Genomic DNA, 25,929 nt, shown 5'->3' on the forward strand with positions numbered 1-25,929 from the left:
CAGGGTCTAATAGCGGTTCTGCGAGATTCGTTCGACCACATCCGTCAGGCGCGTGACGGATGTCACCTTCACCCCCTTGGTCTTGGCGGTCAAAGTCGGGCTGAGCACCTGATCGAAGCCCAGTTTTTGCGCTTCGCGCAGCCGGGCCTCGGCGCGGCCGACGCTCCGGACCTCGCCCGACAGGCCGATTTCGCCGAAGACGACGCAGCCCTGGGGCAGGGACACGCCGGTCGCCGAACTGATCAGCGCCGCCGCCGCTGCGAGATCGGCCGCCGGTTCGTTGATGCGCAAGCCGCCCGCGACATTCAGATAGACGTCCTGATCGCCGAAGCCGAAGCCGCAGCGGGCCTCCAGCACGGCCAGCACCATGGCCAGACGTCCCGTCTCCCAGCCGATTACGGCGCGGCGCGGGGTGCCGTAGGCGGACTTGGACACCAAGGCCTGCATTTCGACCAGGACGGGGCGCGAACCTTCGATCCCGGCGAAGACGGCGGCGCCCGGCGCGCGCTCCTTGCCCTCGCCTAGGAAGAGGGCGGAGGGGTTGGCGACCTCGCGCAGACCGGCGTCGCCCATTTCGAACACGCCGATCTCGTCGGTGGCGCCGAAGCGGTTCTTGCCGGCGCGCAGGATGCGGAACGGATAGCCGCGCTCGCCCTCGAAGGTCATGACGGCGTCGACCAGGTGTTCGACCACGCGAGGGCCGGCGACCTGGCCGTCCTTGGTGACGTGGCCGACCAGGACCACCGCAACGCCCTGCGACTTGGCCAGTCGCACCATTTCGCCGGCGCAGGCGCGGACCTGGGTGATCGAGCCGGGGCCGCTCTCGTGCACGTCGGACCACAGGGTCTGGATCGAATCGACGATGACGATGTCGAACTGTTCGCGCTTCAGCGTGCCCAGAATCTCACGCAGCGCCGTCGCGGCCGCCAGATTGACCGGCGCGTCAGCCAGGCCCATCCGTTTGGCGCGGGCGCGGATCTGCTCGACGGCTTCTTCGCCCGAGATATAGGCCACGCGCGATCCGCGCAGCGCCGCTTTGGCCGCGACCTCCAGCAACAGGGTCGATTTGCCGACGCCCGGATCGCCGCTGAGCAGGATGGCCGAGCCGGGCACGACGCCGCCGCCGCAGACCCGGTCGAACTCGGCGACGCCCGTCGTGATGCGCGGCGGCTCGGGCGTGTCGGACTGAAGCGTTTCGAACTGGATGCCGCGCGTGCGGGCCGAAGCCGCCGCCGACGGCTTGATCGCGCCCGGCGGAGCCGAGCGGCTTTCCTCGCTCAAGGTGTTCCACTGACCGCAGGAGCCGCATTGGCCCGACCACTTGCTGTGGACCGAGCCGCAGGACTGACAGACGTAGAGGGCGGAATCGCGAGCCATGGGCTTCCTTAGCAGATCGAACGGTCGCGCCGGACATGGCCTCGGCTCACGACAGTTTCGGTCGCAGGCGCAACCTTTGCCATACTGAAGGATTGAGAATGTGTCGCACACCCTTGCTTCTCGAAGCGACGCAACGTCAACATCCGCCCATCTTCTCTCGCCGAGGCCTGTCATGACCGATCCGACGACCCACTCCCAACCCGCTGTCGATCCGGCCCTGGTCGCGCGGGTCAAGGGCATACTGCTGCAGCCCAAGTCTGAATGGCTCAAGATCGACGGCGAGTTCGCCACGACCAAAAGCCTGTTCACCCGCTATGCGATGATCTTGGCGGCGATCGGCCCGGTCTGTTCACTGCTCGGCGGTCAGTTGATGCCGATCATGGGCATGAAGCTGTCGATCGTCGGCGCGATCGTCGTGGCGCTCGTCAGCTACGGCATGTCCTTGCTGGGGGTCTTCCTGCTGGGACTGATCATCAATGCGCTGGCGCCGAACTTCGGCGGGACGGCCAATAAGGTTCAGGCCATGAAGCTGGCCGTTTATTCTTGGACCGCCGCCTGGCTGGCGGGCGTGTTCGGCCTGATCCCGATGCTGGGCATCCTGGCCATCCTGGGCCTGTACAGCTTCTATCTGCTGTTCGTCGGCCTGCCGATCTTGATGAAGGTGCCGGAAGACAAGAAGGTCGGCTATTTCATCGTGACGGTGATCGCCGGCGTCGTGATGTATTTCATCATCTCGGCGATTGTTGGAGCCATTTCGATGAGCTTCGTCGCCGCGTCGGTCGGCATGGCCGGTCTCGCCGGAATGGGCGCCGGCTACTGAGAATAGGCGCGCGGCACGCGGAGGGTGATCGAGGTCAGCAACTCGTAGCTGATGGTCCCCGCCGCGGCCGCGGCGTCGTCCAACAGGCGGTTCGGGCCAAACAGTTCGACCGGATCTCCGACCGCGACATCCAGGCCGGTGATGTCCACCGCGCAGACATCCATCGAGACCCGACCCAGCAGCGGCCGGGTCTCGTTGGCGATCCAGACGACGCCCTTGGGCGAATAGGCGCGCAGCAATCCATCCGCATAGCCGGCCGCTACGGTGGCGACCTTGATCGGCCGCTCGGCGATGTAACCGCGCGAATAGCCGATGCTCTCGCCCGCCGGCACGTCGCGAACCTGAAGCACCTCGGCCGTCAAGGTGGCCACGGGTGCGATGCGGGGATCGGGGCGCCCCTCTGGGCCGCCGCCGTAAAGACAGATGCCCGGCCGCACCGTGTCGAAGGCGAAGTCCGGGCCCAGGAAACAGCCGCTGGAGTTGGCGAACGACCGGATCACGCCCGGATAGCGATCCAGCACGCCCGCAAAGGCGTCACGCTGGCGCCGGTTCATCGGATTGGCCGGTTCGTCGGCGCAGGCGAGGTGGGTCAGGACCAGGGCCAGGCCGTCGAAAGCGTCAGGCGCGTCCTCGGGCCGAATACCCAACCGGTTCATGCCGGTGTCGATCTGCAGGCCGCAAGTCCCACCGCCCGCCGCCCTCCAGGCCTGGATCTGCGCCGGATGGTTCAGCACGGGCCGCAGGTCCGACGCCTTCAGCATCGCCGCATCGTCGCCGTGGCAGCCGTCGAGCACATAGATCACAGGACCGTCGGCGCCCAAGGCCGCCCGCAGCCGCACGCCCTCCGCCGCCCGCGCCACGAAGAAGGTCCGCGCCCCCTCGGCCATGAGCCGTGTCGCCACCGCCTGCGCCCCCAGCCCATAGCCGTCCGCCTTGACCACCGGATGCACCGGCTGGCCGCTGACGGCCTCCAGCGTGTGATAGTTGCGCGCCAGGGCGTTCAGATCGACGGAGAGGACGGCGGGGGTCGATGCGGTCATGGCGTCCTTATGCGCCAACACCGCGCCGATGGAAGAGGCTACTCGTAGCTGACCTCTTCATAGCCGTGCGCCAGGTTGCCGAAGCGGACGGTGTCGGCGTCGAAGGCCAGTTTGACGATGCCGATCGGGCCGTGGCGCTGCTTGCCGATGACGACCTCGGCCTGGCCTTGCAGGCGGTCCATGTCCTGCTGCCATTGCAGGTGTTCCTCGGTCCCCTCGCGCGGCTCGGCCCGGCCCAGGTAGTAGCTTTCGCGATAGACGAACATCACGCAGTCGGCGTCCTGCTCGATCGAGCCGGATTCACGAAGGTCCGACAGTTGCGGGCGTTTGTCATCGCGCTGTTCCACCTGACGCGACAGCTGCGACAGGGCGATGATCGGCACCGACAGTTCCTTGGCCAGGGCCTTCAGGCCGCCGGTGATCTCGGACACTTCCTGCACGCGGTTCTTCTGGCCGCCGCTGTTGCCGGTCGTGACCAGTTGCAGATAGTCGACGATGATCAGGTCCAGCCCATGTTCCATGCGCTTCAGGCGGCGCGCGCGGGCCGCCAGCTTGGAGATGGACAGGCCGCCGGTGGCGTCGATGTAGAGGGGGCTTTCGCCAATCTCGACCGCGGCGTCGCGCAACTTGCCGAAGTCGGTAGCGTCGATCTCGCCCTTGCGCAGCTTGTCCGACGACACGCCGGACGCATCGGCGAGAATACGCATCGCCAGCTGTTCGGCGCTCATTTCCAGCGAATAGAAGGCGACCACGCCGCCGTTGACCGTCTTGCGGCCCTCCGGTGTCGGCTCCCACTGATAGGCGCGCGCCACGTTGAAGGCCATGTTGGTCGCGAGCGCCGTCTTGCCCATCGACGGACGGCCGGCGAGGATCAACAGGTCGGACGGGTGCAGGCCGCCCAGTTTGCGGTCCAGATCGTTCAAGCCGGTGGCGAGGCCGGCCAGCTTGCCTTCGCGCTGATAGGCTTCGGCCGCCATCTGAACGGCGCCGGACAAGGCGTTGGAGAAGCTGACGAAACCGGATGAGGGCTTGCCGGTCTCGGCCAGCGAATACAGGGTCTGTTCGGCCTGTTCGATCTGCTCGTCAGCGGGCGTCTCCGGATTGGGCGCCTCCTTGATCATGTCGCCGCCGATGCGGATCAGGTCGCGGCGCAGGGCCAGGTCATAGACGACGCGGGCGTAGTCGGGGGCGTTGGCGGCGGGCGGCGCGCGGTCGACCAGGTCGGCGAGATAGCGCAGGCCGCCGAACTCCTGGAACGCCGGATCCTGCTTGAACCGCTCCATCAGGATGGTGGGCTCGGCCAGCAGCCCCTGGCGGATATGGTCCTCGATCGCGTCGAACAGCCGTTGATGGAAGGGTTCGTAGAAGTGCGAGCCGCGCAGCCGGTCGTTCAACCGCTCGAACACGGCGTTGTCGAACATCAGCGAGCCCAGCAGCGCCTGCTCGGCCTCCAGATTGTGCGGCATCGAACTGACGCCGCCGGAGTCCAGCGGAGACGACGAGAAGGGCATGGGGGCGAAGGCGTTCATCGATTAACGCTTTAGCCCTCTCACGCCCCTGCGTCAGACGCGGACGCCGCCTGGACCGTGGACAGATCGCGGTGCCTTGGGGACGAACCGGAATTCCTCAATCGGCGCGCGTCAGGAGGCCGACACAAGACTGGTCAGCGCAAAGCTCCAGAAGACCCATTTCAACCCGACGGCTTGAATGCCCGCACGAAGCAGGGATCGCCGCCGATCCAGCAGATAGGCCGCCGTCACGATAAGCCATATCCAGGCCGACGTCGCTAAGCCAAGCCAGCCGTTGTCCCAATGGACGCCGACGATATAGGCGCCGCCTCCGAGCACCAGACCGGGCCAGACTGACTTGAAGAACCGCCGAGAAAGTTCGGCCGGAAGCAGTGTGAAGACGGCCGCTTCAACAGCCATCAGGGCTAACCCAATCGCCGCCAGGACGAGCGGGGAAAGGCGATCCATTGCGGCAGGAACGACGCCGTCGCCCGGAGCCAATAGGCCAAGCCCGACGACCCCGCAGATCAATAGCAGGCTGCCGCACGCGAATATCGCCACCGAGCGGCCGATACCATTGGGTCGGACCATCGGTGGTCAGGCGCACGGATAGTCGTGCGCCATCCATTCGCGGAAGGCCTGTGTCACGCTGATGTTGCGACGGCTCTGCGGAATGGCGTTGAAACGGCTCAGGATGGCGTTGGGCGAGACGCTGACCTTGTCGGGCATGCAGGTCGCAGGCTGGCGGCCGGCCGCCTTGGCCTGGGTCTGTTCGGCGCGGACGGTGCGAACGGCGCCCCGGAACTCGGCCATCAGGCGCCGGGTGTCCGAGCGCAGCAGGGCGGTGGGGTTCTGAGGAATGGCGTTGGCGGTGGTCAGGAATTCCTGAACCGTCATGGCGTTGGCCGCGCCGGCGAAAAGCGTCAGCGCCAAGACGCCGGCTGCGATCGATCTGGTCTTCATCTGGTCCCCTCCAAAGCCCCCTCTGGCAGCGCGCAGGTTGAACGGCGATATGTGTCGCAACTGGGGCGAAGCGGAACGGTCAAGCTGAAGATTTCGTAATGCGAACAAGGAAAAGGGCGCTCTGAGGAGCGCCCTTGCCCGGCTGGCGTTCAGCCCGACCTCACCATTTCAGGCTGAGGCGCGCATAGCCGTAGCGGCCGTTGAAACCGAAGGGCGAATAGTAGGGGAAGCCCAGAACGCCGTTGGAGTTCAGCGACGCCGGGACGAAGTCCGGATATTCATCGAACACATTGTCCACGCCGATCGCCACGCCCACGCGCTCGGTCAATTGGAACCGGCCTTCCAGATCCACGACCGTCTTGGCCCCGGTGCTGTAGTCGTTCGCCGCCGTCGAGCCGGGTTGCAGCACGTCTCCATAGTAGGTGGCGCGAACCGTGGCGCCCCACCTGTCCCGGCTCCAGTCCGCCGACGCCGAGACCTTGGTGTCGGGCGTGCCGTCTTCGATGGTCAGGATGCGTTGGCGCGCGAACAGGGTCGGGACCGGGTTCAGAACCGAGGAGGACGTCGGCACGCGGTTGACAGACACATCGTTGAAGTTCGCCGCGACGGTGAAGTCGAAATCGCCGAGCGTATCGGTCGGAAGGCGATAGCGTCCAACGATGTCCACGCCTTCGGTCGAGGTCGAGACCCCGTTCAGGAAGAAGCGCGCGGCCTGGACGCCTTGCGGATCCAGCAGGCTGGCGACCTGGCCCGAGAACGTCCGGTTGATCAGCTCCGACAGCACGATCTGGTCTTCGATGTCGATCTTGTATGCGTCGACCGTCAGGTCGAACCGGCCCAGACGCACCACGGCGCCCACCGAATAGTTGGTCGAGGTCTCAGCCTTCAGCGGACGCGCGCCAAGAGCCGTCGCGACCGCGCTGGTGGCCGGGAATGTGCCGGTTTCGACGACGGCGCCGTTCTGGATCACCGAGGCGGTGGAGGTGAAATACGACTGCTGCAACGACGGCGCGCGGAAGGCGGTCGAGACCGAACCGCGCAGGGCGAAGCTGGGTGTGAAGTCATAGCGGGCCGACAGCTTGCCCGTCTGGGTGTCGCCGAAATCGGAGTAGTCCTCGAACCGAACGGCGCCCTCGACACGCAGCTTGTCAGTCAGGGGGATTTCAATGTCGGCATAGGCGGCGAAGTTGTCGCGATCAACATCGACGGCGTTCGAGGGCTGGAAGCCGACGAAGCCCTGGGCGCCGCCGGTCAGGGCCGTGTTGGCGCCCAGGGGGCCGCGGTTGTAGCTCTCGGGCTGACCGGCCTCGATCTTGTAGTTTTCCCAGCGCTGCTCCAGGCCCCAGGCGAAGTTCAGCGGGCCGCCGGACAGACCGACCTCGAACTCACGGCTGAAGTCGGCGCCCAGCACCAGTTGGTCATAGATCAGGCTGCCGGAATCGAAGCTGGTCGGCGAAGTCGCGCCGTAGGTGGAGTTCAGCGAATCCTCGGTGCGGAAGTCCAGGGCGTTGCGGCCATAGGTCAGGCTGATGTCTGTGTTCCAGCCCGCCAGTTCGCCGCGCAGGCCGCCGGCCAGCGAGGCGTCTTTCGAATTGATGGCGACCTTCGGCAGGAAGCCGTTCGGGTAGATCGAGGCGACATTGTTGACGTTGTCGGACAGGCGAGGGAAGGCGGCGCCTTCGCTGTCACGGTCCTGATAGCCGGCCCAGCCATAGGCCTCCCAGCCGTTGCCCAGGCCCTTGCCGGCGTTGGCGAAGACGGTCCACTGCTCCACATCCGGGTCGCCGAACCGGGCGGTGATCGCGCCGTTCGCCGCCGCGCGGGGGTCATAGTCCGAACGGTTGGTCGACTCGCGGTTCAGATACTCCGCCGACAGGGTCAGAAAGCCGTCGTCGCCCAGTGAGAACCCTTGCCAGGCCGAGGCCGTGACGGTGCCGCCGTCGGTCTCGTCGCGTTCTCCGCGCGCGGTCTTCACCGTGGTGAAATACTGGCCGTAGGTCACGCTGGCGCCGCCGCCGCTGGAGGCCTCCTTCAGGCGCAGGTTCACCACCCCGGCGATGGCGTCCGAGCCGTATTGCGCCGAGGCGCCATCGCGCAGCACCTCAACCCGGTCCAGAGCGCCGGTCGGAATGGTGTTCAGATCGACGGCGGCCGACCCGCGCCCCACCACGCCGTTGACGTTGACCAGGGCCGACGCATGGCGACGCGTGCCGTTGACCAGCACCAGCGTCTGGTCCGGCGACAGGCCGCGCAAGGTGATCGGGCGGATCGAGTCCGAGCCATCGTTGGCGGACGGCCGCTGGAAGGTCAGCGACGGCACGGCCTGGGCCAGGGCCGTGGCGAACTCGGTCGTGCCGCGCGTCTGCAACGCCTCGGACGTCACGACATCGACGGGCGCCAGGGTGTCGAGGCGCGACCGGTTCTGGACCCGCGTGCCGGTCACGACGATATCGTCCACCTGCGCCGCCTCATCGGCGACGGGTTCGGCGCTTTGAGCAAAGGCCGGGGCGGCGGTCAGCAGGGCGAAGGTCGAGACGGTGGCGAGCAGGGCCGGTGCGGCGGCCCGTTGAGAAAGAGAGCGCATTGAGAGATTTCCTAAAGTTTGTTTTTTGGCGCGACCGCGCATCGCCGCCGCTAACCGCGACGGGCTTTTTATGATCGGCTTGGGATTGGGTATGGCGTGCGGTCTCAGCCGCAACATCGCGCGATGGCGGGCGGCGTAGCCGTAAAACGGGGGGTGATCTTCATGGCCTCTCCAACCGCAAGGTCGGGGAGGTCCCGGCGGTCATGGCCATATCAGGGCGAAGGTGCGGCGGGTCAATCGACGCAGGCGGCCATGTTTTGTTGCGGCAGTCAGTAGGAAATCTATTGCCACGCAAAATGGGGCGCTCCGAAGAACGCCCCATTCGAGTGGGATATCAGTTGGCTTAGAAGTTGTAGCTCAGACGGCCGTAGAAGAAGCGGCCGTTGAAGCCGTAAGGCGAGTAGCTTGGGTAGCCCACCGAACCGGTCGCGCCGTTGATGTTGGTCGGCGTGGCGGTTGGATATTCATCGGTCAGGTTGTTCACGCCGACAGCGAGCGACACGCCGAACGGTAGGGTGTAGCGGCCCTCCAGATCCACCAGCAGCGCGTCGCCCGTTTCGTAGTCCAGGGTGGCGTTGTTGTTGGCGACCAGAACGCTGTCGTAGCTGGTGCCCTTCAAGGTCGCACCGAAGTCGCCCAGCGACCAGTCCACGCTGGCGACGATCTTCTGTTCCGGCGTGCCTTGCTCAAACGAGAGTTTGGAAGAGCGGTCGAAGAGGAAGTCGCCAGCCGGGGCGATGGCCAGATTGCTGGGCACGGGCGGGGTGCGCGTGACCTCGGTGTTGTTGAAGTTGCCGGCCAGGGTGAAGTCGAACCGGCCGAAATCCTGGGTCGTACGATAACGACCGACGACATCCACGCCGCTGGTCGTGGTGTTGACGCCGTTCAGGAAGAACCTTGCGCCGGTCACGCCGTACGGCGCGAGCAGCGCCTGGATGGCGGCGGTGGATGCGGCAGGTTGGCTGGGACGCGAAACGCCTAGGGTTTCGGAATAGATGATCCGGTCATCAACCTCGATCCGGTAGGCATCAACCGTCAGTTCGAAACCGCCGCTGCGGAAGACCGCGCCCGCCGAATAGTTCGTCGAGGTTTCCGGTTCCAGGGGCTTGGCGCCCAGCGCGATGGCGATGGGGTCATTGACCCGATAAGAGCCATTCTGCTGCAGCACGACGCCGGCGCCCGTCGCCACCAGGTTCGTGGCGACGTAGCTGAAGTATTGTTGCTGCAGGGCCGGCGATTTGAAGCCTGTCGAGATCGCGCCGCGCAGGGCGAAGGCGTCGGTGAAATCGTAGCGGGCGGACATCTTGCCGGTGAACCGATCCCCGAAATCGGAATAGTCCTCGTAGCGACCAGCGACGCCGACGGTGAACTGCTCCGAGAACTTGCCTTCCAGATCGATGTAGGCGCTGACGTTGTTGCGATCGACATCAACGGCGTTGGATGGCGCAAAGCCGGGGAAGCCCTGTGATCCGGCGCCGCCCGCCGTGACCGGCCCCTTGTTGTAGGACGTCGGTTCGCCCTCCGAGACGCTGAAGTCCTCGCGTCGGTATTCGACTCCGAAGGCGACGTTGAGCGGTTCATACAGGTTCGCTTCGATCTGTTTCACCGCATCCACGCCGATGGTCAGTTGACCGTAGCTGAGGCCGCCGGCGTCGAACTGGGTCTGAGACGCGGCGCCATAGGAGGCGTTCAGGGAGTTCAGGACGCGATAGTCCAACTCGTTTCGGCCGTACCCGACCGAGATATCCCAGTCGAAGCCGGCGGCGGGGCCTTTCAGGCCGCCGTATATATTGTAGTCGTCGATGTCGGCGGCGATGATCGGCAGGAAGCCATTGGGATAGATGGCGGTGACGTTGTTGGAGTTGTTGAAGGCGCGGGCTGTCGCCGCAGCCTCGGACTTGCGCTTTTGATAGCCGCCGAAGGCGTAGGCTTCCCATTCGCCGCCAAGCGGTTTTCCGGCGTTGAAATAGCCGGTGTAGGCTTCTGTATAGGGATCGCCGAAGCGACCAATGACGGTGGTCGCACTGCCTCCGTTGACCGCAGTGGTCGCCGCGTAGTCGGAGCGATTGGTGGGCTGGCGTTTCTGGACTTCGCCCGAAAGGGTCAGGAAGCCGTCGCCAAACAGGGGCAGGCCGACCCAGCCGGCGAGCGAGGTCTGTTCGCCGTCGCGGCGGCTGTGCTCGCCGCGCGCGGTCGTGAAGTCGGTGTCGTAGATACCGTAGTTGGCGGTGATGCCGCCGCCGGTCGACGCCTGGCGCAGACGCAGATTGATGACGCCGGCGATGGCGTCGGCGCCGTACTGCGCCGAAGCGCCGTCACGCAGGACTTCGACCGAGCCAAGGCTGATCGAAGGAATCGTATTCAGATCGAAGGCTGTGGAGCCACGGCCAAGCGCGCCGTTGACGTTGACCAGGGCGCCGACATGGCCGCGCTGACCGTTGATCAGGACAAGGGTCTGGTCAGGAGCAAGACCGCGCAGGGTTGCCGGACGAACGTGATCCGAGCCGTCGGAAATGGCGGGACGAGGGAAGTTGATGGACGGGGCGGTGGCGGCGAGGGCGGCGGCCAGCTCTGTGCCAGTGCCCTGTTTCGCCAGAGTTTCGCCGGTGATGACATCGACGGGCGCGACGCTGTCGAGCCGGCTGCGCCCAACGGTGCGCGTGCCGGTGACGACGATCTCATCGACATCGGTGGCTTCACTTGGCGGAGGGGTTGTCTGGGCGAACGCCGATGAGGCGATGAAGAGCGCGCTGGTGGAGGCAAAGGCCAATAGGGCCTGACGACCGTATCCGATTTTCATTGATAGTCCCCGACGATGCACGACAGCCCTCTGTGTCGGCGCTCGGCAGGCCGTCATGCCGTCGCCCTCGGTCGGCGTCTCGAAAAGCGCAATAATCTTGCGCGTATAATCGAAACGCAGGCCTCAATTGCAGGCTGTGACCGCAATGTGACGACGTCAAGCAAGCTTAATGTCTAGACATCCATTTGAGAGATCAATGATCTGGCTTTGTTGTAATCTTGTCATAGGTCACGGTGACGATCGGCCGTGCGGTGGATGCCGTTCACGCGCAGCAAAAAGGGCGCGTCCCTTGCGAGACGCGCCCTTGATGTCGTTTGGGATCCGGTCGGATCAGGCTTCGTCGCCGAAGCCTTCTTGTTGACCGGCGCCACCTTCGATCAGTTCCTGGGCCGATTGCTCGGCGGCCTGGCGCTCATCGTCGAACTGGCTGCGGATCACGTCCTCGCCCTTGGCTTGGCGCTCGGCCTCGTCCATCGAGCGGGCGATGTTGATCTTGACCGTGGCGCGGACCTCGGCGTGCAGGCGAACCGGCACTTCGTGGACGCCCAGGCTCTTGATCGCCGTATTCAGGACGACCTGCGAGCGCTCGACCTTGCCGCCTTCGGCCTGGATGGCCTCGGCGACGTCGCGCCCGGCGACCGAACCGTACAGGTGACCGGTTTCACCGGCCTGACGGATCATGACGTAGGTCTGGCCGTCGATCTTGTCGGCGACCTTCTGTGCGTCGGCCTTGTTCTTCTCGTTGCGCTGCTCGATGGCGGCGCGGTCGAGTTCGAACGCCTTCAGGTTGGCGGCGGTGGCCCGGCGGGCTTTGTCGCGCGGCAGAAGGAAGTTACGGGCGAAGCCGTCCTTGACGGACACGACGTCGCCGATGGCGCCGAGATTCTCGACGCGTTCAAGCAGAACGACCTTCATCTCACTTCACCACGTAAGGCAGGAGGGCCAGATAGCGAGCGCGCTTGATGGCCTTGGCCAGTTCACGCTGCTTCTTCTGGGAGACGGCGGTGATGCGCGAAGGCACGATCTTGCCGCGTTCGGAGACGTAACGCTGCAGCAGCTTGACGTCCTTGTAATCGATCTTCGGCGCATTGGCGCCCGAGAACGGGCAGACCTTGCGGCGACGATAGAAGGGGCGGCGGCCGGCGGCGCCGGAGCCCGCCGGTGCGCCCGGGGTCGGGGCGGTGGTATCGGTCATGTTCCGGGTTCCTTATTCGGCGTCGGCGGCGGCGTCGTCGCGCGGGGTGCGCTCGCGCTCACGCTCGCGCTCACGCTCGCGGCGGGCCAGCAGCGGCGACAGTTCCAGGTCGAGTTCCTCGACGCGGACGGTCAGCCAGCGCAGCACGTCTTCGTTGATCGACAGCTGACGCTCGACTTCGGCCATGGCGGCCGGAGGGGCGTCGACGGCAAGCAGCGAATAGTGAGCCTTGCGGTTCTTCTTCACGCGGTAGGTCAGGTTGCGCAGACCCCAGTATTCGATCTTGGCGACCGAGCCGCCACCGGCGACGATCAGATCCTTGATGGTGTCATTCAGCGCTTCGGCCTGTTGCGCCGAGATATCCTGGCGCGTCATGACCGTGTGCTCGTAAAGAGCCATGCGGTAGTCTCCCTTGTGGGCGTCGGCGCGGAAACGACCGGGTAAGTCGGTCTCCACGATGGCTCCTGGCGCGGCGGCCGGACCGAACGTCCAACCCTTTGGTGCTCCGCGACAGGACCGAAGCCCTGGAAAGGCGGGGCCTATAGGCGAAAAGGGGCGAGGAAGCAAGGATGGCGGCAGACGCTTGTGGCTCCCCTCGACCCCGCCTAAACCAGCCCCATGCCGAAGCTGACGTCCGCGGTCGATCCGCAAAGCCAAAAATACAAGTCCCTGCACGCGCACAACAGCGCCCTGGTCGCCGAGTTGCGTAACCATGTGGCCAAGGCCGCGCGCGGCGGCTCGGACAAATCGCGCGAGCGTCACGTCGCTCGCGGCAAGCTGTTGCCGCGCGACCGCGTCGAGCGCCTGCTGGATCCCGGCTCGCCCTTCCTGGAGATCGGGCAACTGGCTGCACACGACATGTATGACGGCGAGGCCCCGGCGGCGGGCGTCATCGCGGGCATAGGCCGGGTTTCGGGCCGCGAGGTCATGATCGTCTGCAACGACCCGACGGTTAAGGGCGGCGCCTACTTCCCCATGACGGTCAAAAAGCACTTGCGCGCCCAAGAAGTCGCCGAGCAGAACCGCCTGCCGTGCGTCTATCTGGTCGATAGCGGCGGGGCCAATCTGCCGCACCAGGCCGAGGTGTTTCCCGACCGCGATCATTTCGGCCGCATCTTCTTCAATCAGGCCCGGATGAGCGCCAAGGGCATCGCCCAGATCGCCTGCGTCATGGGCCTGTCCACCGCCGGCGGGGCCTATGTGCCGGCCATGTCGGACGAGACGATCATCGTCAGGAACCAGGGCGCCATCTTCCTGGCCGGCCCGCCGCTGGTGAAGGCGGCCACGGGCGAGGTCATCTCGGCGGAGGAACTGGGCGGGGCGGAGACCCACGGTCGTCGCTCGGGCGTGGTCGATCATGTGGCCGAGAACGATGAGCACGCGCTGGAGATCGTGCGCTCCATCGTCGCCAATCTGAACACGACCAAGGCCGTCGAGATGGATGTGCGCGAACCGCGCGCGCCGGCCTTCGACGCGGAGGAGCTGTACGGCCTTATCCCCGACGACGTGCGCGCCCCCTATGATGTGCGCGAGGTCATCGCCCGGCTGGTGGACGGGTCGGAGTTCGACGAGTTCAAGAGCCTGTACGGCTCGACCCTGGTGTGCGGGTTCGCGCGCATCTGGGGCTATCCGGTCGCCATCCTGGCCAACAACGGCGTCATCTTTTCCGAAAGCGCCCAGAAGGGCGCGCACTTCATCGAACTGGCCTGCAAGCGCAAGATTCCGCTGCTGTTCCTGCAAAACATCAGTGGCTTCATGGTCGGCGGGAAATACGAAGCGGGCGGCATCGCCAAGGACGGCGCCAAACTGGTGACGGCCGTGGCCTCGGCCGAAGTGCCCAAGTTCACCGTCCTGATCGGCGGGAGCTTCGGAGCCGGAAACTACGGCATGTGCGGCCGGGCCTATTCGCCGCGCTTCCTGTTCACCTGGCCCAACAGCCGGATCGGGGTCATGGGCGGCGAGCAGGCCGCCAGTGTGCTGGCCACCGTGCACCGCGACGCCGAGACTTGGTCCCCTGACGACGCCGAGGCCTTCAAGGCGCCGATCCGCCAGAAGTATGAGGACGAGGGCAATCCCTATTACGCCACCGCCCGCCTGTGGGACGACGGCGTCATCGATCCGGCCCAGACCCGTGATGTGCTGGGCCTGGCCATCAGCGCCAGCCTGAACGCCCCCATCCCGGAGACGACGTTCGGCCTGTTCCGGATGTAACCTATTGGTCCGCGCCTCGTTGTGAGCGGACACGCAGTTTGGAGACCCCCATGGCCGATCAACCGACCGAAGCCGACCTCAACGCCCTGGACGTCACCGACGCAGAGGCGGCCGAGATCAACAGCATCGCCCAGCCGCTGGTGCCCGATGCGGCGCCGGACGCCGACGATGATCTGGTGCAGATCGATTCGACCACCGACGGCGTCGTCTTCGTCACCATCAACCGTCCGCAGAAGAAGAACGCCTTCGACGCGGCGACCATCTCGGCCCTGCACGAGGCGTTCGAAACGCTGCACGGCGCGGACCGGGTGCGGGCCGTCTTCATTCGGGGGGCGGGCGGCACCTTCAGCGCCGGGGCCGATCTGAACTGGATGCGCGACGCCGCCGGCTGGTCCGAGAGCGACAACCGCGACGACGCCATGGGCCTGGCGAAAATGCTGAAGGCCCTGCACGACATTCCCGCCCTGACGGTGGCGGTGGTCGAAGGCAACGCCATGGGCGGCGGAGCGGGCATCGTCGCCGCCTGCGACATGGCGGTGGCGGTCGAGGGGGCACGCTTTGCCTTCTCCGAGGTCAAGCTGGGTCTGATCCCGGCGACCATCGCTCCCTATGTGATCGAGGCTGTCGGCGCGCGCCGCGCCCGCCAGTTGTTCCTGACCGCCAACGCCTTCGACGCCGACTACGCCGCCCATGCCGGCCTGATCGACCTCGTGCTGCCCGAAGGATCGGTGGACGAGTTCATCTCGATGCTGAGCGACAGCCTGACCAACAATGCGCCGGGCGCGATGGGCGAGGCCAAGCGACTGGTCAACGACATCGCGCACCACAAGATCGATAACGGTCTGATGGATGAAACCGCCAAACGCATCGCCCGCGCCCGCGTATCGGACGAAGGCCGCGAGGGCGTCGCCGCCTTCTTGGAAAAGCGCAAGGCCAGCTGGACGGTCTGATTGCACTGATCGGCCGCCGGAAACGGCGGCCGATTTCACGCGTAGTTGAAGCTGATCGAAATCCGGTCGGCCTTGGCCAGATTGGTCGGCACCTCGTGCCGCAGCCAGCTTTCCCACATCAGCACCGTGCCTGCCTGAGGCTGCAGATAGACGAACGGCCGCTCGGCCTCGCTCGCCTCATCCGTCACCGACGGTCGGGCCATCATGAAGGGCAGGCGGGGATCTTCCAGCTTTAGCGATGAGGCGCCGTCTGGCACGTCGATATAGACGGTGCCCGACAGGAAGGCGTGCGGGTGGATGTGACCCGTATGGCCGCCGCCCGGCTTCAGGATGTTGACCCACAGATTGTCGAGGCGGGGTTTGCGGGCCAGGTCGAAGTTCAGCGCCTTGGCGTAGGCGACGGCATGACGATCCAGATGGCGCTTCAGCTCGGCGAACTCGGGGAATCGCTTGGGCAGGTCGTTCAGCGATCCGTAGGAGGTATAGCCGCGATAGGCGTTGGCCTTGCACCACCGGCGGCCGGCCTCATCCTCCTCGGCCATCATCCGGATGACGTCGATCAGCTGTGCGTTGAAGTCGGACCAGCCACGCCCTTCGGCGAGGGAGGCTTCATAGACCTGGGTGACGAAGAGGGGGCGCAGGGACATCGGAGGGGCTTAACGCCTGCCGCGTCGCGTGAGAAGGGTCGTGCTCTGCCTCTCGCCTGATGCGCACGATCCGGCTAAGACCGCTTCATGTTCAAGTCCGTCCTTGTCGCCAATCGCGGCGAAATCGCCTGCCGTGTCTTCCGCACCGCCAAGCGGATGGGGATTCGCACCATCGCCGTCTATTCCGAGGCGGACGCCAACGCCCTGCATGTGCGCGAGGCCGACGAGGCGGTGCTGATCGGACCGGCGGCGGCGCGCGAATCCTATCTGGACGGCGCCAAGGTGTTGGCGGCGGCCAAGGCGACCGGCGCAGAGGCGATCCACCCCGGATATGGCTTCCTGAGCGAGAACGCCGACTTCGCCGAGGCGGTCGCGGCGGCGGGCCTGATCTGGATCGGGCCGGACCCGTCCTCGATTCGCGCCATGGGTCTGAAGGACGCGGCCAAGGAGCTGATGATCCAGGCCGGGGTGCCGGTGACGCCCGGCTATCAGGGCGCGGACCAATCGGAAGAGACCCTGACGGCCGAGGCGGCGCGGATCGGCTATCCGGTGCTGATCAAGGCGGTCGCGGGCGGCGGCGGCAAGGGTATGAAACGGGTCGATGATCCGGCCGATTTCGCCGCCGGTCTGGCCAGCGCCAAGCGCGAGGGGGCTGCGGCGTTCGGCGACGACCGGGTGCTGATCGAACGCTATATTACCCGTCCGCGCCATATCGAGGTGCAGGTGTTTGGCGACAGGCACGGCGAGGTCGTCCACTTGTATGAGCGCGACTGTTCGCTGCAACGCCGCCACCAGAAGGTGATCGAGGAGGCGCCGGCGCCGGGCATGAGCGATGCCGTGCGCGCCGCCGTGACCGGGGCCGCGATCAAGGCGGCCAAGGCCGTGAACTACGTCGGGGCCGGGACGATCGAGTTCATCGCCGACGCCTCGGACGGGCTGAAGGCGGACGGCGTCTGGTTCATGGAGATGAACACCCGGCTGCAGGTCGAGCATCCCGTGACCGAAAGCGTGACGGGCGTCGATCTGGTCGAATGGCAGTTCCGCGTCGCAGCGGGCGAGCCGGTCCCCCTGAAGCAGGCCGAGATCCAGCTGAACGGCTGGGCCATGGAGGCGCGGCTGTATGCCGAGGATCCCGTCAACGGCTTCCTGCCTTCCATCGGCAAGCTGGAGCATTTCGTCATGCCTGAAGGCATCCGCGTCGATACCGGCGTGGAGCAGGGCGGCGAGGTCAGCCAGTTCTACGACCCGATGATCGCCAAGCTGATCGTGCATGAAGACACGCGCGAGGCGGCGGCGGCGCGTCTGGCCGAGGCGGCGGGCGAGGTCGAGGTCTGGCCGGTCAAGGCCAACGCCGGCTTCCTGAAACGCTGCCTGGAGCATCCGCGCTTCGTCGCAGGCGACGTGGACACTGGCTTCATCGCGGCGGAGGAGGCTTTGCAGCCGCAGCCTTCCGACGAAGCGACGCTGGCGGCTCTGACCCTGATTGCGGAAGCAGCGGCGGATGCGGTCGAGGCGCGTTCGGACCGGTTCAGCCCTTGGGGCGGCCAGCCAGGCCTGTCCTATGGCGTGCGTCTGAATGCGCCGGCGCAGACGACCGTCTGGGCCCATGTCGACGGTCAGGGCGTGTCCGCTGCGGTGACGCCGGTCGAAACGGGCTGGCGCGGTTCTCAAGGAGAACTGGCCCACGTCGGGTTCGACCAGGTTCAGGCGGGGGATCGCCTGTTCGGCTATCAGGCCGTCGATGACGGGTTCGTCCTGTTCGTCGATGGCGAGGCGCGTCGCGTCACGCCCTATCGCGCCGCCGTGGGTTCAGGCGCGGGCGCGGTGTCGGATGGTTCGCTGCGCGCGCCCATGCCGGGCAAGATCGTGGCTACGCCGGTCAAGGCCGGCGATGCGGTGACGAAGGGCCAGCCGGTCGTGGTGCTGGAAGCCATGAAGATGGAACACGCCCTGACCGCGCCGTTCGACGGCGTGGTGGAAAGCGTCGCGTCTCTTGGCGAGCAGGTCGTCGAGGCGGCCGTGCTGGCGGTGGTGAAGGCGAACTAAAGCCCCACGCCGCCGATGGGGCGGGTGAAGACGGTGTCGCCAAAGGTGGCGATGAGAGCCAGGGCGGGTCGCATGACGCCTGTCTCGCGGATGCTGGCCGACCAGGCGTCGTGCGTCGCCTTGCTCATCCACACCTCGGTGACCCACAGGGCGTCGGCGTCATTCACATCGTGCGCCACGACGTAGCTGTGGCAGCCCGGTCGCTTCACATTGGGATCCAGCAGGCAGAGGCCCAGTTCGTCGCGGCGGCCGGGATGGGCCGTCAGGCGGGTAATCAATCCGTACATACTGGTCCTAAAGGCGCTGGGCGAACTGAGCGGCGCGAGCCGATGGTTAGCCCTCTAAGATTAAGAATCTGGCCAATGCGTTTAAGGGGCACTACGTGGTCGCCATGCCGCTTCACATGATCAAGCTGGGCGTCGGGGTGCCGGACGTCGAATGGCTGGAAACCCGCGCCGCCAAGGGCGGGCCGCTGGTGGTTCATACGCGAATGACACCGAAACGGGCGACCGAGATCGAGGACGGCGGCTCGCTTTACTGGGTGGTGAAGGGAACGATCGTCTGTCGACAGCCGGTGCTGGACATCACAACCTTGGGCGAGGGCAAGCAGAGCCGATGCGAGATCACGCTCGAACCCAAGGTCATCCGCACCGCGCCCATGGCTCGGCGTCCCTTCCAGGGTTGGCGATATTTCGAGCCAAAAGATGCGCCGGTCGATCTGACCGACCTCGACGCTGGCGAGGCTCCGGAAGAACTGGTGCGTCAGCTGCGCGAACTGGGCGCCTGGTAGGCCAAGCCCTCAAAGTTTTTGGGAGTTGACCCCGGCGAGTCGGCGTGGCCTGTGCCGCGTCCGATGATCGCGCTCAGCCCCCAGACCCGTACCGCCTTCCGCGACCTGCTGAACCTGGCATGGCCGGTGATCCTGGCGCGCATCGGCATCATGACCATGGGGCTGACCGACGCCATCGTGGTGGGCAACTATTCCAGCCAGGAACTGGCGTTCCATTCTCTGGCCTGGGCGCCGACGTCGATCGTGGTGACGACGGCGGTGGGCCTGATGCTGGGCGTGCAGGTGATGACGGCGCGGATGCTGGGCGAGGGGCGTCGGCACGCGGTCGGCTCGGTGCTGCGTCGCGGCCTGACCTATTCGTTGCAGATCGGCGTCGTGTCGATGATCGCCCTGATCGCCATTGGCCCGTGGGGACTGGCCAAGCTGGGGCTGGAGGACGGTCTGGCGGAGGGCGCGGGGCCTGCCCTGGTGGTGTTCGCCCTGTCCATGCCCTTCTATCTGATCTCGGTGACGGGCCAGTTCTTCCTGGAGGCTCTGGGCCGGCCCAAGCCCGGCATGGTGGCCATGTGGGTGGCGAACGGGGTCAATCTGGTGCTGAACATCGTGCTGGTCCCGGACCTGCTCGGCTTCGGCTTCGACGGCGCCTTCGCCTCGGCCTGGGCGACGTTCGGGGCGCGGGCGGCGCTGGCGATCTTTCTGGTGATCTACATCCTGCGTCTGCCCGAGGCGCGGGCGCTGGGCATCTTCGACAAGCCCGAGCGCGATCCCAAGGCCGCGCGCGAACAGGTCAAGGTCGGCCTGGGCGCCGGGGCCTCCTACTTCATCGAGGTCGGGGCCTTCTCGGGCTTCACCTTCTTCGCCGGTCAGATCGGTACGGCGGAGACGGCGGCCTGGGCGGTTGTGCTCAACGTCTCGGCCATCGTCTTCATGCTGCCGATGGGGCTGTCGTCGGCGACGGCGGTGCTGGTGGGCCGCAGCTATGGCGCCGGCGACGGGCGAGGGGTGATGCGCGCCGGGCTGGTCGGGCTGGGCGTCGTGACGGCCCTGACCTTGGTGGTCGCCCTGCTGGTCTGGCCCAGCGCCCATCTGATCGTCGGCGCCTACAATCGCGACCCGGCCCTGCTGGCCATCGCGGCGCCGGCCCTGGTGCTGGCGACGCTGTTCTTTGTGGCGGACGGCATTCAGGTCGTGGCGGCCCAGGCCAACCGCGCGGCAGGCGACGTCTGGTGGCCCACCATCATGCATTTCGCCGCCTATGGGGCGGTGATGATGCCGCTGGGCTGGGTGCTGGCGCACCAGATGGGCGTCAACGGCCTGGTGTGGGCGGTAGTGATCGCCAGCCTGGCGTCCTCGACCCTGCTGACCGGGCGTTTCATCCGTATTGCGCGCCGTCTGCCGCAAGGCGTTTGAGGAAACCGCGCCACCGCTCTATATCCCTGCGCTTCCCCGAACACCTGGACGATCATGGCCCGCATCCTCATCACCTCGGCGCTGCCCTACATCAACGGCATCAAGCACCTGGGGAATCTGGCGGGCTCGATGTTGCCGGCCGACGTCTGGGCCCGGTTCAAGCGGGCTCAGGGGCATGAGGTGCTCTATATCTGCGCCACCGACGAACACGGCACCCCGGCCGAACTGGCCGCCGCCGCGGCCGGTCAGGATGTGCGCACCTATTGCGACGAGCAACACGAGATTCAGAAGGCCGCCGGTCAGGCCTTCGGCCTGAGCTACGACTGGTTTGGCCGGTCGTCGAACCCGCAGAACCATCGGCTGACCCAGCATTTTGCCGAGACGCTGGAGAAGAACGGCCTCATCGAGGAGCGGGTGGATCGGATGATCTATTCGATCGACGACGCCCGCTTCCTGCCCGACCGCTATGTCGAGGGAACCTGCCCGCACTGCGGCCATGTCGGCGCGCGCGGCGATCAGTGCGACAACTGCGGACGCCTGCTGGACCCGACCGACCTGATCGATCCCTATTCGTCGGTGTCGGGCTCCAAAAACCTTGAGGTGCGCGATACGCGTCACCTCTATCTGCTCCAGACCAAGATCGAGCCGGAAATCCGCGCCTGGGTCGATGGCAAGACCGGCTGGCAACAACTGGCCAAGTCCATCGCGTACAAACATCTGGACGAGGGGCTGATCGACCGGGGCATCACCCGCGACCTGGCCTGGGGCGTGCCGGTGACCAAGGACGGCTTTCCGCGCCCGGGCATGGAGGACAAGGTCTTCTACGTCTGGTTCGACGCCCCCATCGAATACATCGCCGCGACCGAGGAATGGGCCGAGGCGACGGGCGGGTCGTGGCGTGACTGGTGGCGTCTGGACGAGGGGGCAGAGGACGTTCGCTATGTCCAGTTCATGGGCAAGGACAACGTCGCCTTCCACACCGTCAGCTTCCCCGCGACCATCATCGGCTCGGGCGAGCCGTGGAAGACGGTGGACCAGCTGAAGGCGTTCAACTGGCTGAACTGGTACGGCGGCAAGTTCTCCACCAGCCAGAAGCGCGGCGTCTTCATGGATCAGGCGCTGGAACTGCTGCCGGCCGACTACTGGCGCTGGCGCCTGACGGCCTATGGGCCGGAGCACGCAGATTCGGCCTTCACCTGGGAGGATTTCCAAGCCTCGACTAACAAAGACCTGGCGGATGTGCTGGGCAATTTCGTCAACCGCATCGTCAAGTTCGCGGAATCCAAGTTCGACGGCGTGGTGCCCGAGGGCGGCGAGGCCGGACCGGTCGAAATCCAGCTGGAGGCCGACATCAAGGCCGCCGTCGCCGAGGCGACCGAACAGCTGGAGGCGATGGAGTTCAGAAAGGCCGCCGTCGCCATCCGCGCCGCCTGGGTGCTGGGCAACGAGTATCTGCAGGTCGCGGCGCCCTGGACGGCGCTGAAGACCGATCGCGACCGCGCGGCGGTCGGGGTGCGCACGGGGCTGAATCTGGTCGCCCTGTTCGCGCGTCTGGCCGCGCCGATCCTGCCGTTCACCGCGCCCAAGATCGCGGCGTCGGTTGGGGTGGACGACCTGAGCTGGCCTGGCGCCGACGAGGATCTGCTGACTCGTCTGCCTGTCGGCGGCAAGGTCGAGGCTCAGGGCGTGTTGTTCGCCAAGATCGAGGACGCCCAGGTCGCGGAATGGTCCGAACGCTTCGGCGGCGCGGACGCCTGATCCGAAGGGGATAAGCGATGACGCCGACCCTGACGCCCCTGACCGACGAAGCGCGCGCCGTCATTCGCGAGCGGCTGGCGCGCACGGGGCGGGCGCAGATCGACGGCGTCTTGGCTGTGACTGACGCGCAAGCGCTCTACGACGCGGCGACGGCCGCCGACTACAACGTCGTGACGCGACGCGGGACCGGCCATGTCGATCTGCCCGCCGCCTGGCTGGCTTCTCTGACGCCGGATCAGAAACAGGCGCTGGGTCAGGCGGTGCAGGCCTCGGCCCAGACCGACTTCCAGTATCTGTACGACAATCACCCAATCTACGATCTGGTCCAGGCGGGGCAGGCGGCGGCGGTGTGGGCCGATCTGTTGGCCTTTCTGAACGGCGAGGCCTTCCTGGGCTTGATGCGGGACGTGACAGGCGAGCCGCGGCTCGCCTTAGCCGATGCGCAGCTGACCCGTTATCGCGCCGGCCATTTTCTGACCGAGCATGACGATCACGCCGAGGGCAAGAATCGCTTCTTCGCCTATGTGCTGAATCTGACGCCGGTCTGGCGGATCGAGTGGGGCGGCCTTCTGGCTTTCCATGGCGCCGACGGCAATGTGGCGGAGGCCTTTACGCCGCGCTTCAACACCCTGAACCTGCTGAAGGTGCCGACGCCCCATTCGGTGACGCAGGTCGCCCTGTCGGCGGCGGCGGACCGGATTTCGGTTACCGGCTGGCTGCGCGGTCGCTGATCAGTCCTGTTCGGCGAACACGACCGGAAGCCCCGCCGCATTCCAGGCCTGGATGCCGCCGGTCAGGTTGAACAGCGGCTGGCCGTCGGGACCGGTCGGGCCGACGAAGGCGCAGACCTGATGGCTGCGGCCGCCCTTCAGGCATTGAACGATGATCTTCTTGTCGGCCGGAAGGTCCAGCGCCTCCCAGGCGGCGGGCATCTGGCTGAGCGGGGCCAGGATCGCGCCGTCGATGCGGGCGGCGGCGAACTCGTCCGGCTCGCGCACATCGATCAGCACTGCTTCGCCCGCCTGCAGCCAGGCGGCGGCTTCTTCGACGGTGACCGTGGCGACGGTCATGGTGCGACCGCCGGTTCGGCGGGCGCCGGCGTCGGGCTGTCCTCGGTGCGCTTCTGGCCCAGGTGTTTGGCCGCTTCCTCGGGACCGATCTCAAGGAAGGCGGGGGCCGAGGCGTTGAACTCGTCCATATGGCCGGTGCGGACCACTACTTGGCGAGCGCCGTCCCAGATCATGTGCAGGGCGACATAAAGGACGACGACCAGACCGATATAGCCGATCCAGCTGAAGCGGTGCAGAAGCTTGGCGATATAGGTGGCGGCGACGCCCATCAGGGCGATCGACAGGACCAGGCCGAAGACCATGATCCAGGGGTGTTCGTGCGCGGCGCCGGCGACGGCCAGCACATTGTCCAGCGACATGGTGATGTCGGCGACCATGATCTGAAGCAGGGCGGCGCCGAAGCTCTTGCGCTTGATGCCCAGTTCCTCGGGCGACGGTCCAGAGCCGTGCTCGATGCTCATGGCCAGTTCGAGTTCCTTTTCGGCCTCGGCCTGGTCGTGCGTCGCTTGCTCGCGCAGTTCGCGCCACATCTTCCAGCACACCCACAGCAGCAGCAGGCCGCCGGCCAGCAACAGGCCGACCAGAGCCAGAAGCTGCACGGTGATCAGCGCAAAGCCGATTCGCATGACGACGGCGGCGGCCAGGCCGATCAGAATGGCCTTCTTGCGCTGGTCCTGGGGCAGGGCGGCGGCGGCCAGGCCCACGGCGACGGCGTTGTCGCCGGCCAGGACCAGATCCATCAGCAGGACCTGGCCCAGGGCCGTGGCCTGGCTGGCGAGTTCGGGAGACGATAGGAATTCCATTTCCGCTCCTTAGCCTCGGTGCGGCGTTCTGTCAGCCGCGTTGCGCGCGCGCCGCTTCATAAAGCGCAACCGCCGCCGCATTGGAGACGTTCAGGCTCTCGAATCCGCCCGGCATGGGGATCTTGGCCAGGACGTCGCAGTGTTCGGCGACCAGACGACGGATGCCGTCGCCTTCGGACCCCATGACCAGAACGGTCGGCTGATGATCCAGCGCTTCTTCCAGCGTCTGTTCGCCCATGCCGTCCAGGCCGACCGCCCGCCAGCCCAGATCGGCCAGACGCTCCAGCGCACGGGACAGATTCGTGACGCGCGCATGAGGGAGGCGTTCGGTGGCGCCGACGGCCGCCTTGGCCAGGGCGCCGGCGAGGGCCGGAGCATGCCGGTCCTGAACGATGATCCCCCGCGCGCCGAAGGCCAGGGCCGATCGGAAGATGGCGCCGACGTTCTGGGGGTCGGTCAGCTGATCCAGCATGACGATGACGCCCTCAGCCGGCTCGGCCAGCTCTTCCAGCGACACGCCTTCCAGCGGCTGGACCTTGAAGGCCAGCCCCTGATGCACGGCGCCGGGGGGCAGCATCCGGGTCAGGGCCTGGATATCGACCACCTCGATCTTATGGCCGTTTGCGAGAGCATTGTTCTCGATCTCGGCGGCGCGCTCGGCCGTGGCCAGCAGACGACCCATGCCGCGACGGGCGGGATTCGCCAGAGCGGCCAAAACCGGATGTCGGCCCCACAGAAAATTATCGGCGTCCGACTTGCCCCGATCGGGCGAACGGGGCTGGCGAGGAGTTTCCTCGCGCCGGCCAAACCCTTGCGCAGCGGGCTTTTGGCCCTTGTCGCGGGGGCCATCGGGACGGTGTCCGAAGACCGGTTTTTTACCGCTTTTACGGTCGTTGCGTTCTGATTTCGACGACACTATAAGACGCCCTCCGATTTGGAGCCCCAAGGGCTTTCGGGTCTGGGCGCCCCCTCTATCCTAGAGGAGGCGACAAGCCGAAGGCTTTTGTTTCGTCCCGCTTCTTTATGGGCGGAAACGAGGGGTCCGACGGTTCGACAAGGCGCGCTGGGGGAATGTCCCGAGTGGCAAAGGGGGGGGACTGTAAATCCCCTGCGTAAGCTTCGAAGGTTCGAGTCCTTCTTCCCCCACCACGCGCCTTGACGGATACGACGGATCAGGACGACGGAGAGGAACCGGCTGCGGCGTTCCGAAAGAACTTCCGCAGTCTCCGCGCGGGTATAGCACAATGGTAGTGCAGCAGCCTTCCAAGCTGAGGATGTCGGTTCGATCCCGTCTACCCGCTCCAGGTTTTTAAAAGATCAGCATCGCGCCCCTCCGCTGACGGACCCGGGCCATCAGGAGTTTGGCCATGGCCAAGGAAAAGTTCGAACGGACGAAGCCGCACTGCAACATCGGCACGATTGGTCACGTTGACCACGGCAAGACGACGTTGACGGCAGCGATCACGATGACGCTGGCGAAGGCCGGCGGCGCGAAGGCGATGAACTACGCCGACATCGACGCTGCGCCGGAAGAGAAGGCGCGCGGCATCACGATCAACACCGCGCACGTGGAATATGAGACGGCCAACCGTCACTACGCCCACGTCGACTGCCCCGGCCACGCCGACTATGTGAAGAACATGATCACCGGCGCCGCGCAGATGGATGGCGCGATCCTGGTGGTGTCGGCCGCTGACGGCCCTATGCCGCAGACCCGCGAGCACATCCTGCTGGCGCGTCAGGTCGGCGTGCCGGCCCTGGTGGTCTTCATGAACAAGGTCGACCTGGTCGACGACGAAGAGCTGCTCGAGCTGGTCGAGATGGAAGTGCGCGAGCTGCTGAGCTCGTACCAGTTCCCCGGCGACGACATTCCGATCACCAAGGGTTCGGCCAAGGCCGCGACCGACGGCGTGAACCCGGAAATCGGCGAACAGCGCGTTCTGGCCCTGATGGAAAC

The 25,929-nt window shown here is 66.1% G+C and carries 24 protein-coding genes and 2 tRNA genes; 11 read left to right on the top strand and 15 right to left on the bottom strand.

Annotated features, from left to right (window positions below):
- Positions 1–6 precede the first annotated feature (6 nt).
- Positions 7–1,377: a DNA repair protein RadA gene (gene radA, locus GGC30_RS06445; protein WP_055754949.1), complete on the bottom strand. Its 1,371-nt coding sequence runs from the start codon at positions 1,375–1,377 to the stop codon at positions 7–9.
- Between the two features lie 172 nt (positions 1,378–1,549).
- Here radA and GGC30_RS06450 point away from each other — a divergent pair, with 172 nt between their 5' ends.
- Positions 1,550–2,197 (top strand): Yip1 family protein, encoded by a 648-nt coding sequence (locus GGC30_RS06450; RefSeq protein ID WP_017506575.1) that lies wholly within the window; start codon positions 1,550–1,552, stop codon positions 2,195–2,197.
- Here the strand turns inward: GGC30_RS06450 and alr are convergent.
- The 9 genes from alr to rpsF all read right to left on the bottom strand — a co-directional run bounded on the left by alr (position 2,191) and on the right by rpsF (position 12,686).
- Entirely contained in the window at positions 2,191–3,237 is a 1,047-nt protein-coding gene (gene alr, locus GGC30_RS06455) for an alanine racemase (protein WP_153923175.1), read from the bottom strand. The two genes, GGC30_RS06450 and alr, sit on opposite strands and share 7 nt — an antisense overlap.
- A 38-nt stretch (positions 3,238–3,275) precedes the next feature.
- Entirely contained in the window at positions 3,276–4,766 is a 1,491-nt protein-coding gene (locus tag GGC30_RS06460) for a replicative DNA helicase (RefSeq protein WP_055754947.1), read from the bottom strand.
- A 111-nt stretch (positions 4,767–4,877) separates the two neighbouring features.
- Positions 4,878–5,165: a hypothetical protein gene (locus GGC30_RS06465; protein WP_153923176.1), complete on the bottom strand. Its 288-nt coding sequence runs from the start codon at positions 5,163–5,165 to the stop codon at positions 4,878–4,880.
- Positions 5,166–5,342: 177 nt separating this feature from the next.
- Positions 5,343–5,708, bottom strand: a complete 366-nt coding sequence (locus GGC30_RS06470) for a hypothetical protein (RefSeq protein WP_153923177.1) — start codon at positions 5,706–5,708, stop codon at positions 5,343–5,345.
- Between the two features lie 160 nt (positions 5,709–5,868).
- Positions 5,869–8,292, bottom strand: coding sequence for a TonB-dependent siderophore receptor (locus GGC30_RS06475; protein WP_153923178.1), 2,424 nt, complete (start codon positions 8,290–8,292; stop codon positions 5,869–5,871).
- Positions 8,293–8,635: 343 nt separating this feature from the next.
- Positions 8,636–11,092 carry a TonB-dependent siderophore receptor gene (locus GGC30_RS06480; RefSeq protein WP_153923179.1) on the bottom strand — a complete coding sequence of 819 codons (2,457 nt, stop codon included), beginning with the start codon at positions 11,090–11,092 and terminating at the stop codon, positions 8,636–8,638.
- Positions 11,093–11,422: 330 nt separating this feature from the next.
- Positions 11,423–12,007 (bottom strand): 50S ribosomal protein L9, encoded by a 585-nt coding sequence (gene rplI, locus GGC30_RS06485; protein ID WP_055754943.1) that lies wholly within the window; start codon positions 12,005–12,007, stop codon positions 11,423–11,425.
- Position 12,008: 1 nt separating this feature from the next.
- Positions 12,009–12,287: a 30S ribosomal protein S18 gene (rpsR, locus tag GGC30_RS06490; protein WP_008259463.1), complete on the bottom strand. Its 279-nt coding sequence runs from the start codon at positions 12,285–12,287 to the stop codon at positions 12,009–12,011.
- Between the two features lie 12 nt (positions 12,288–12,299).
- Entirely contained in the window at positions 12,300–12,686 is a 387-nt protein-coding gene (rpsF, locus tag GGC30_RS06495; RefSeq protein WP_026108635.1) for a 30S ribosomal protein S6, read from the bottom strand.
- Positions 12,687–12,905: 219 nt separating this feature from the next.
- On the opposite strand from rpsF, the gene GGC30_RS06500 reads away from it, so the two are divergent.
- Together GGC30_RS06500 and GGC30_RS06505 are read left to right on the top strand one after the other, a co-directional pair.
- Complete coding sequence (locus GGC30_RS06500; protein WP_153923180.1) at positions 12,906–14,498, top strand: carboxyl transferase domain-containing protein; 1,593 nt, start codon at positions 12,906–12,908, stop codon at positions 14,496–14,498.
- A 50-nt stretch (positions 14,499–14,548) separates the two neighbouring features.
- Complete coding sequence (locus tag GGC30_RS06505) at positions 14,549–15,448, top strand: enoyl-CoA hydratase-related protein (RefSeq protein ID WP_153923181.1); 900 nt, start codon at positions 14,549–14,551, stop codon at positions 15,446–15,448.
- Between the two features lie 35 nt (positions 15,449–15,483).
- Here the strand turns inward: GGC30_RS06505 and GGC30_RS06510 are convergent, their stop codons facing one another.
- On the bottom strand, positions 15,484–16,095 hold the full coding sequence (locus GGC30_RS06510; protein WP_153923182.1) for a TIGR02466 family protein: 612 nt from the start codon (positions 16,093–16,095) through the stop codon (positions 15,484–15,486).
- Between the two features lie 87 nt (positions 16,096–16,182).
- Here GGC30_RS06510 and GGC30_RS06515 point away from each other — a divergent pair, with 87 nt between their 5' ends.
- A complete protein-coding gene (locus GGC30_RS06515; protein ID WP_153923183.1) occupies positions 16,183–18,141 on the top strand; it encodes a biotin carboxylase N-terminal domain-containing protein in 1,959 nt (652 codons plus the stop codon).
- On the opposite strand, the gene GGC30_RS06520 is transcribed toward GGC30_RS06515, so the two are convergent.
- Positions 18,138–18,428, bottom strand: coding sequence for a putative quinol monooxygenase (locus GGC30_RS06520; RefSeq protein WP_153923184.1), 291 nt, complete (start codon positions 18,426–18,428; stop codon positions 18,138–18,140). The genes GGC30_RS06515 and GGC30_RS06520 overlap by 4 nt on opposite strands.
- Before the next feature lie 104 nt (positions 18,429–18,532).
- On the opposite strand from GGC30_RS06520, the gene GGC30_RS06525 reads away from it, so the two are divergent.
- Genes GGC30_RS06525 through GGC30_RS06540 form a run of 4 tightly spaced genes read left to right on the top strand, consistent with a single transcriptional unit; the run spans position 18,533 to position 22,830 of the window.
- Complete coding sequence (locus GGC30_RS06525) at positions 18,533–18,931, top strand: DUF1489 family protein (protein WP_045810585.1); 399 nt, start codon at positions 18,533–18,535, stop codon at positions 18,929–18,931.
- Positions 18,932–18,982: 51 nt separating this feature from the next.
- Complete coding sequence (locus tag GGC30_RS06530) at positions 18,983–20,341, top strand: MATE family efflux transporter (protein ID WP_370451907.1); 1,359 nt, start codon at positions 18,983–18,985, stop codon at positions 20,339–20,341.
- A gap of 54 nt (positions 20,342–20,395) precedes the next feature.
- Entirely contained in the window at positions 20,396–22,099 is a 1,704-nt protein-coding gene (metG, locus tag GGC30_RS06535) for a methionine--tRNA ligase (protein WP_153923185.1), read from the top strand.
- Positions 22,100–22,116: 17 nt separating this feature from the next.
- Positions 22,117–22,830, top strand: coding sequence for a 2OG-Fe(II) oxygenase family protein (locus tag GGC30_RS06540; protein ID WP_153923186.1), 714 nt, complete (start codon positions 22,117–22,119; stop codon positions 22,828–22,830).
- Here the strand turns inward: GGC30_RS06540 and GGC30_RS06545 are convergent, their stop codons facing one another.
- From GGC30_RS06545 to rlmB, 3 genes are read right to left on the bottom strand one after another with little or no spacing between them, the layout of a single operon-like run.
- Positions 22,831–23,169 carry a rhodanese-like domain-containing protein gene (locus GGC30_RS06545; RefSeq protein WP_153923187.1) on the bottom strand — a complete coding sequence of 113 codons (339 nt, stop codon included), beginning with the start codon at positions 23,167–23,169 and terminating at the stop codon, positions 22,831–22,833.
- Positions 23,166–23,972: a TerC family protein gene (locus GGC30_RS06550; RefSeq protein ID WP_153923188.1), complete on the bottom strand. Its 807-nt coding sequence runs from the start codon at positions 23,970–23,972 to the stop codon at positions 23,166–23,168. The genes GGC30_RS06545 and GGC30_RS06550 overlap by 4 nt, the downstream gene beginning before the upstream one ends.
- A gap of 31 nt (positions 23,973–24,003) precedes the next feature.
- On the bottom strand, positions 24,004–24,888 hold the full coding sequence (rlmB, locus tag GGC30_RS06555; RefSeq protein WP_370451909.1) for a 23S rRNA (guanosine(2251)-2'-O)-methyltransferase RlmB: 885 nt from the start codon (positions 24,886–24,888) through the stop codon (positions 24,004–24,006).
- 149 nt (positions 24,889–25,037) lie between these two features.
- Between rlmB and GGC30_RS06560 the strand changes: the two genes are divergently transcribed.
- The 3 genes from GGC30_RS06560 to GGC30_RS06570 form a co-directional block, all read left to right on the top strand.
- Positions 25,038–25,121 (top strand) — tRNA-Tyr (locus tag GGC30_RS06560).
- Positions 25,122–25,202: 81 nt separating this feature from the next.
- A tRNA-Gly gene (locus GGC30_RS06565) sits at positions 25,203–25,276 on the top strand.
- Between the two features lie 63 nt (positions 25,277–25,339).
- On the top strand, positions 25,340–25,929 hold a 590-nt coding region (locus GGC30_RS06570; protein ID WP_153923189.1), incomplete at its 3' end, for a GTP-binding protein.

The organism is Brevundimonas sp. SPF441 (assembly GCF_009661015.1).
GTDB lineage: Bacteria > Pseudomonadota > Alphaproteobacteria > Caulobacterales > Caulobacteraceae > Brevundimonas > Brevundimonas vesicularis.

Coding starts and splice junctions, on each gene's coding strand:
- radA (WP_055754949.1), bottom strand. CDS start 1,377: ATGGCTCGCGATTCCGCCCTCTACGTCTGTCAGTCCTGCGGCTCGGTC.
- GGC30_RS06450 (WP_017506575.1), top strand. CDS start 1,550: ATGACCGATCCGACGACCCACTCCCAACCCGCTGTCGATCCGGCCCTG.
- alr (WP_153923175.1), bottom strand. CDS start 3,237: ATGACCGCATCGACCCCCGCCGTCCTCTCCGTCGATCTGAACGCCCTG.
- GGC30_RS06460 (WP_055754947.1), bottom strand. CDS start 4,766: ATGAACGCCTTCGCCCCCATGCCCTTCTCGTCGTCTCCGCTGGACTCC.
- GGC30_RS06465 (WP_153923176.1), bottom strand. CDS start 5,165: ATGGCTGTTGAAGCGGCCGTCTTCACACTGCTTCCGGCCGAACTTTCT.
- GGC30_RS06470 (WP_153923177.1), bottom strand. CDS start 5,708: ATGAAGACCAGATCGATCGCAGCCGGCGTCTTGGCGCTGACGCTTTTC.
- GGC30_RS06475 (WP_153923178.1), bottom strand. CDS start 8,292: ATGCGCTCTCTTTCTCAACGGGCCGCCGCACCGGCCCTGCTCGCCACC.
- GGC30_RS06480 (WP_153923179.1), bottom strand. CDS start 11,092: ATGAAAATCGGATACGGTCGTCAGGCCCTATTGGCCTTTGCCTCCACC.
- rplI (WP_055754943.1), bottom strand. CDS start 12,007: ATGAAGGTCGTTCTGCTTGAACGCGTCGAGAATCTCGGCGCCATCGGC.
- rpsR (WP_008259463.1), bottom strand. CDS start 12,287: ATGACCGATACCACCGCCCCGACCCCGGGCGCACCGGCGGGCTCCGGC.
- rpsF (WP_026108635.1), bottom strand. CDS start 12,686: ATGGCTCTTTACGAGCACACGGTCATGACGCGCCAGGATATCTCGGCG.
- GGC30_RS06500 (WP_153923180.1), top strand. CDS start 12,906: ATGCCGAAGCTGACGTCCGCGGTCGATCCGCAAAGCCAAAAATACAAG.
- GGC30_RS06505 (WP_153923181.1), top strand. CDS start 14,549: ATGGCCGATCAACCGACCGAAGCCGACCTCAACGCCCTGGACGTCACC.
- GGC30_RS06510 (WP_153923182.1), bottom strand. CDS start 16,095: ATGTCCCTGCGCCCCCTCTTCGTCACCCAGGTCTATGAAGCCTCCCTC.
- GGC30_RS06515 (WP_153923183.1), top strand. CDS start 16,183: ATGTTCAAGTCCGTCCTTGTCGCCAATCGCGGCGAAATCGCCTGCCGT.
- GGC30_RS06520 (WP_153923184.1), bottom strand. CDS start 18,428: ATGTACGGATTGATTACCCGCCTGACGGCCCATCCCGGCCGCCGCGAC.
- GGC30_RS06525 (WP_045810585.1), top strand. CDS start 18,533: ATGCCGCTTCACATGATCAAGCTGGGCGTCGGGGTGCCGGACGTCGAA.
- metG (WP_153923185.1), top strand. CDS start 20,396: ATGGCCCGCATCCTCATCACCTCGGCGCTGCCCTACATCAACGGCATC.
- GGC30_RS06540 (WP_153923186.1), top strand. CDS start 22,117: ATGACGCCGACCCTGACGCCCCTGACCGACGAAGCGCGCGCCGTCATT.
- GGC30_RS06545 (WP_153923187.1), bottom strand. CDS start 23,169: ATGACCGTCGCCACGGTCACCGTCGAAGAAGCCGCCGCCTGGCTGCAG.
- GGC30_RS06550 (WP_153923188.1), bottom strand. CDS start 23,972: ATGGAATTCCTATCGTCTCCCGAACTCGCCAGCCAGGCCACGGCCCTG.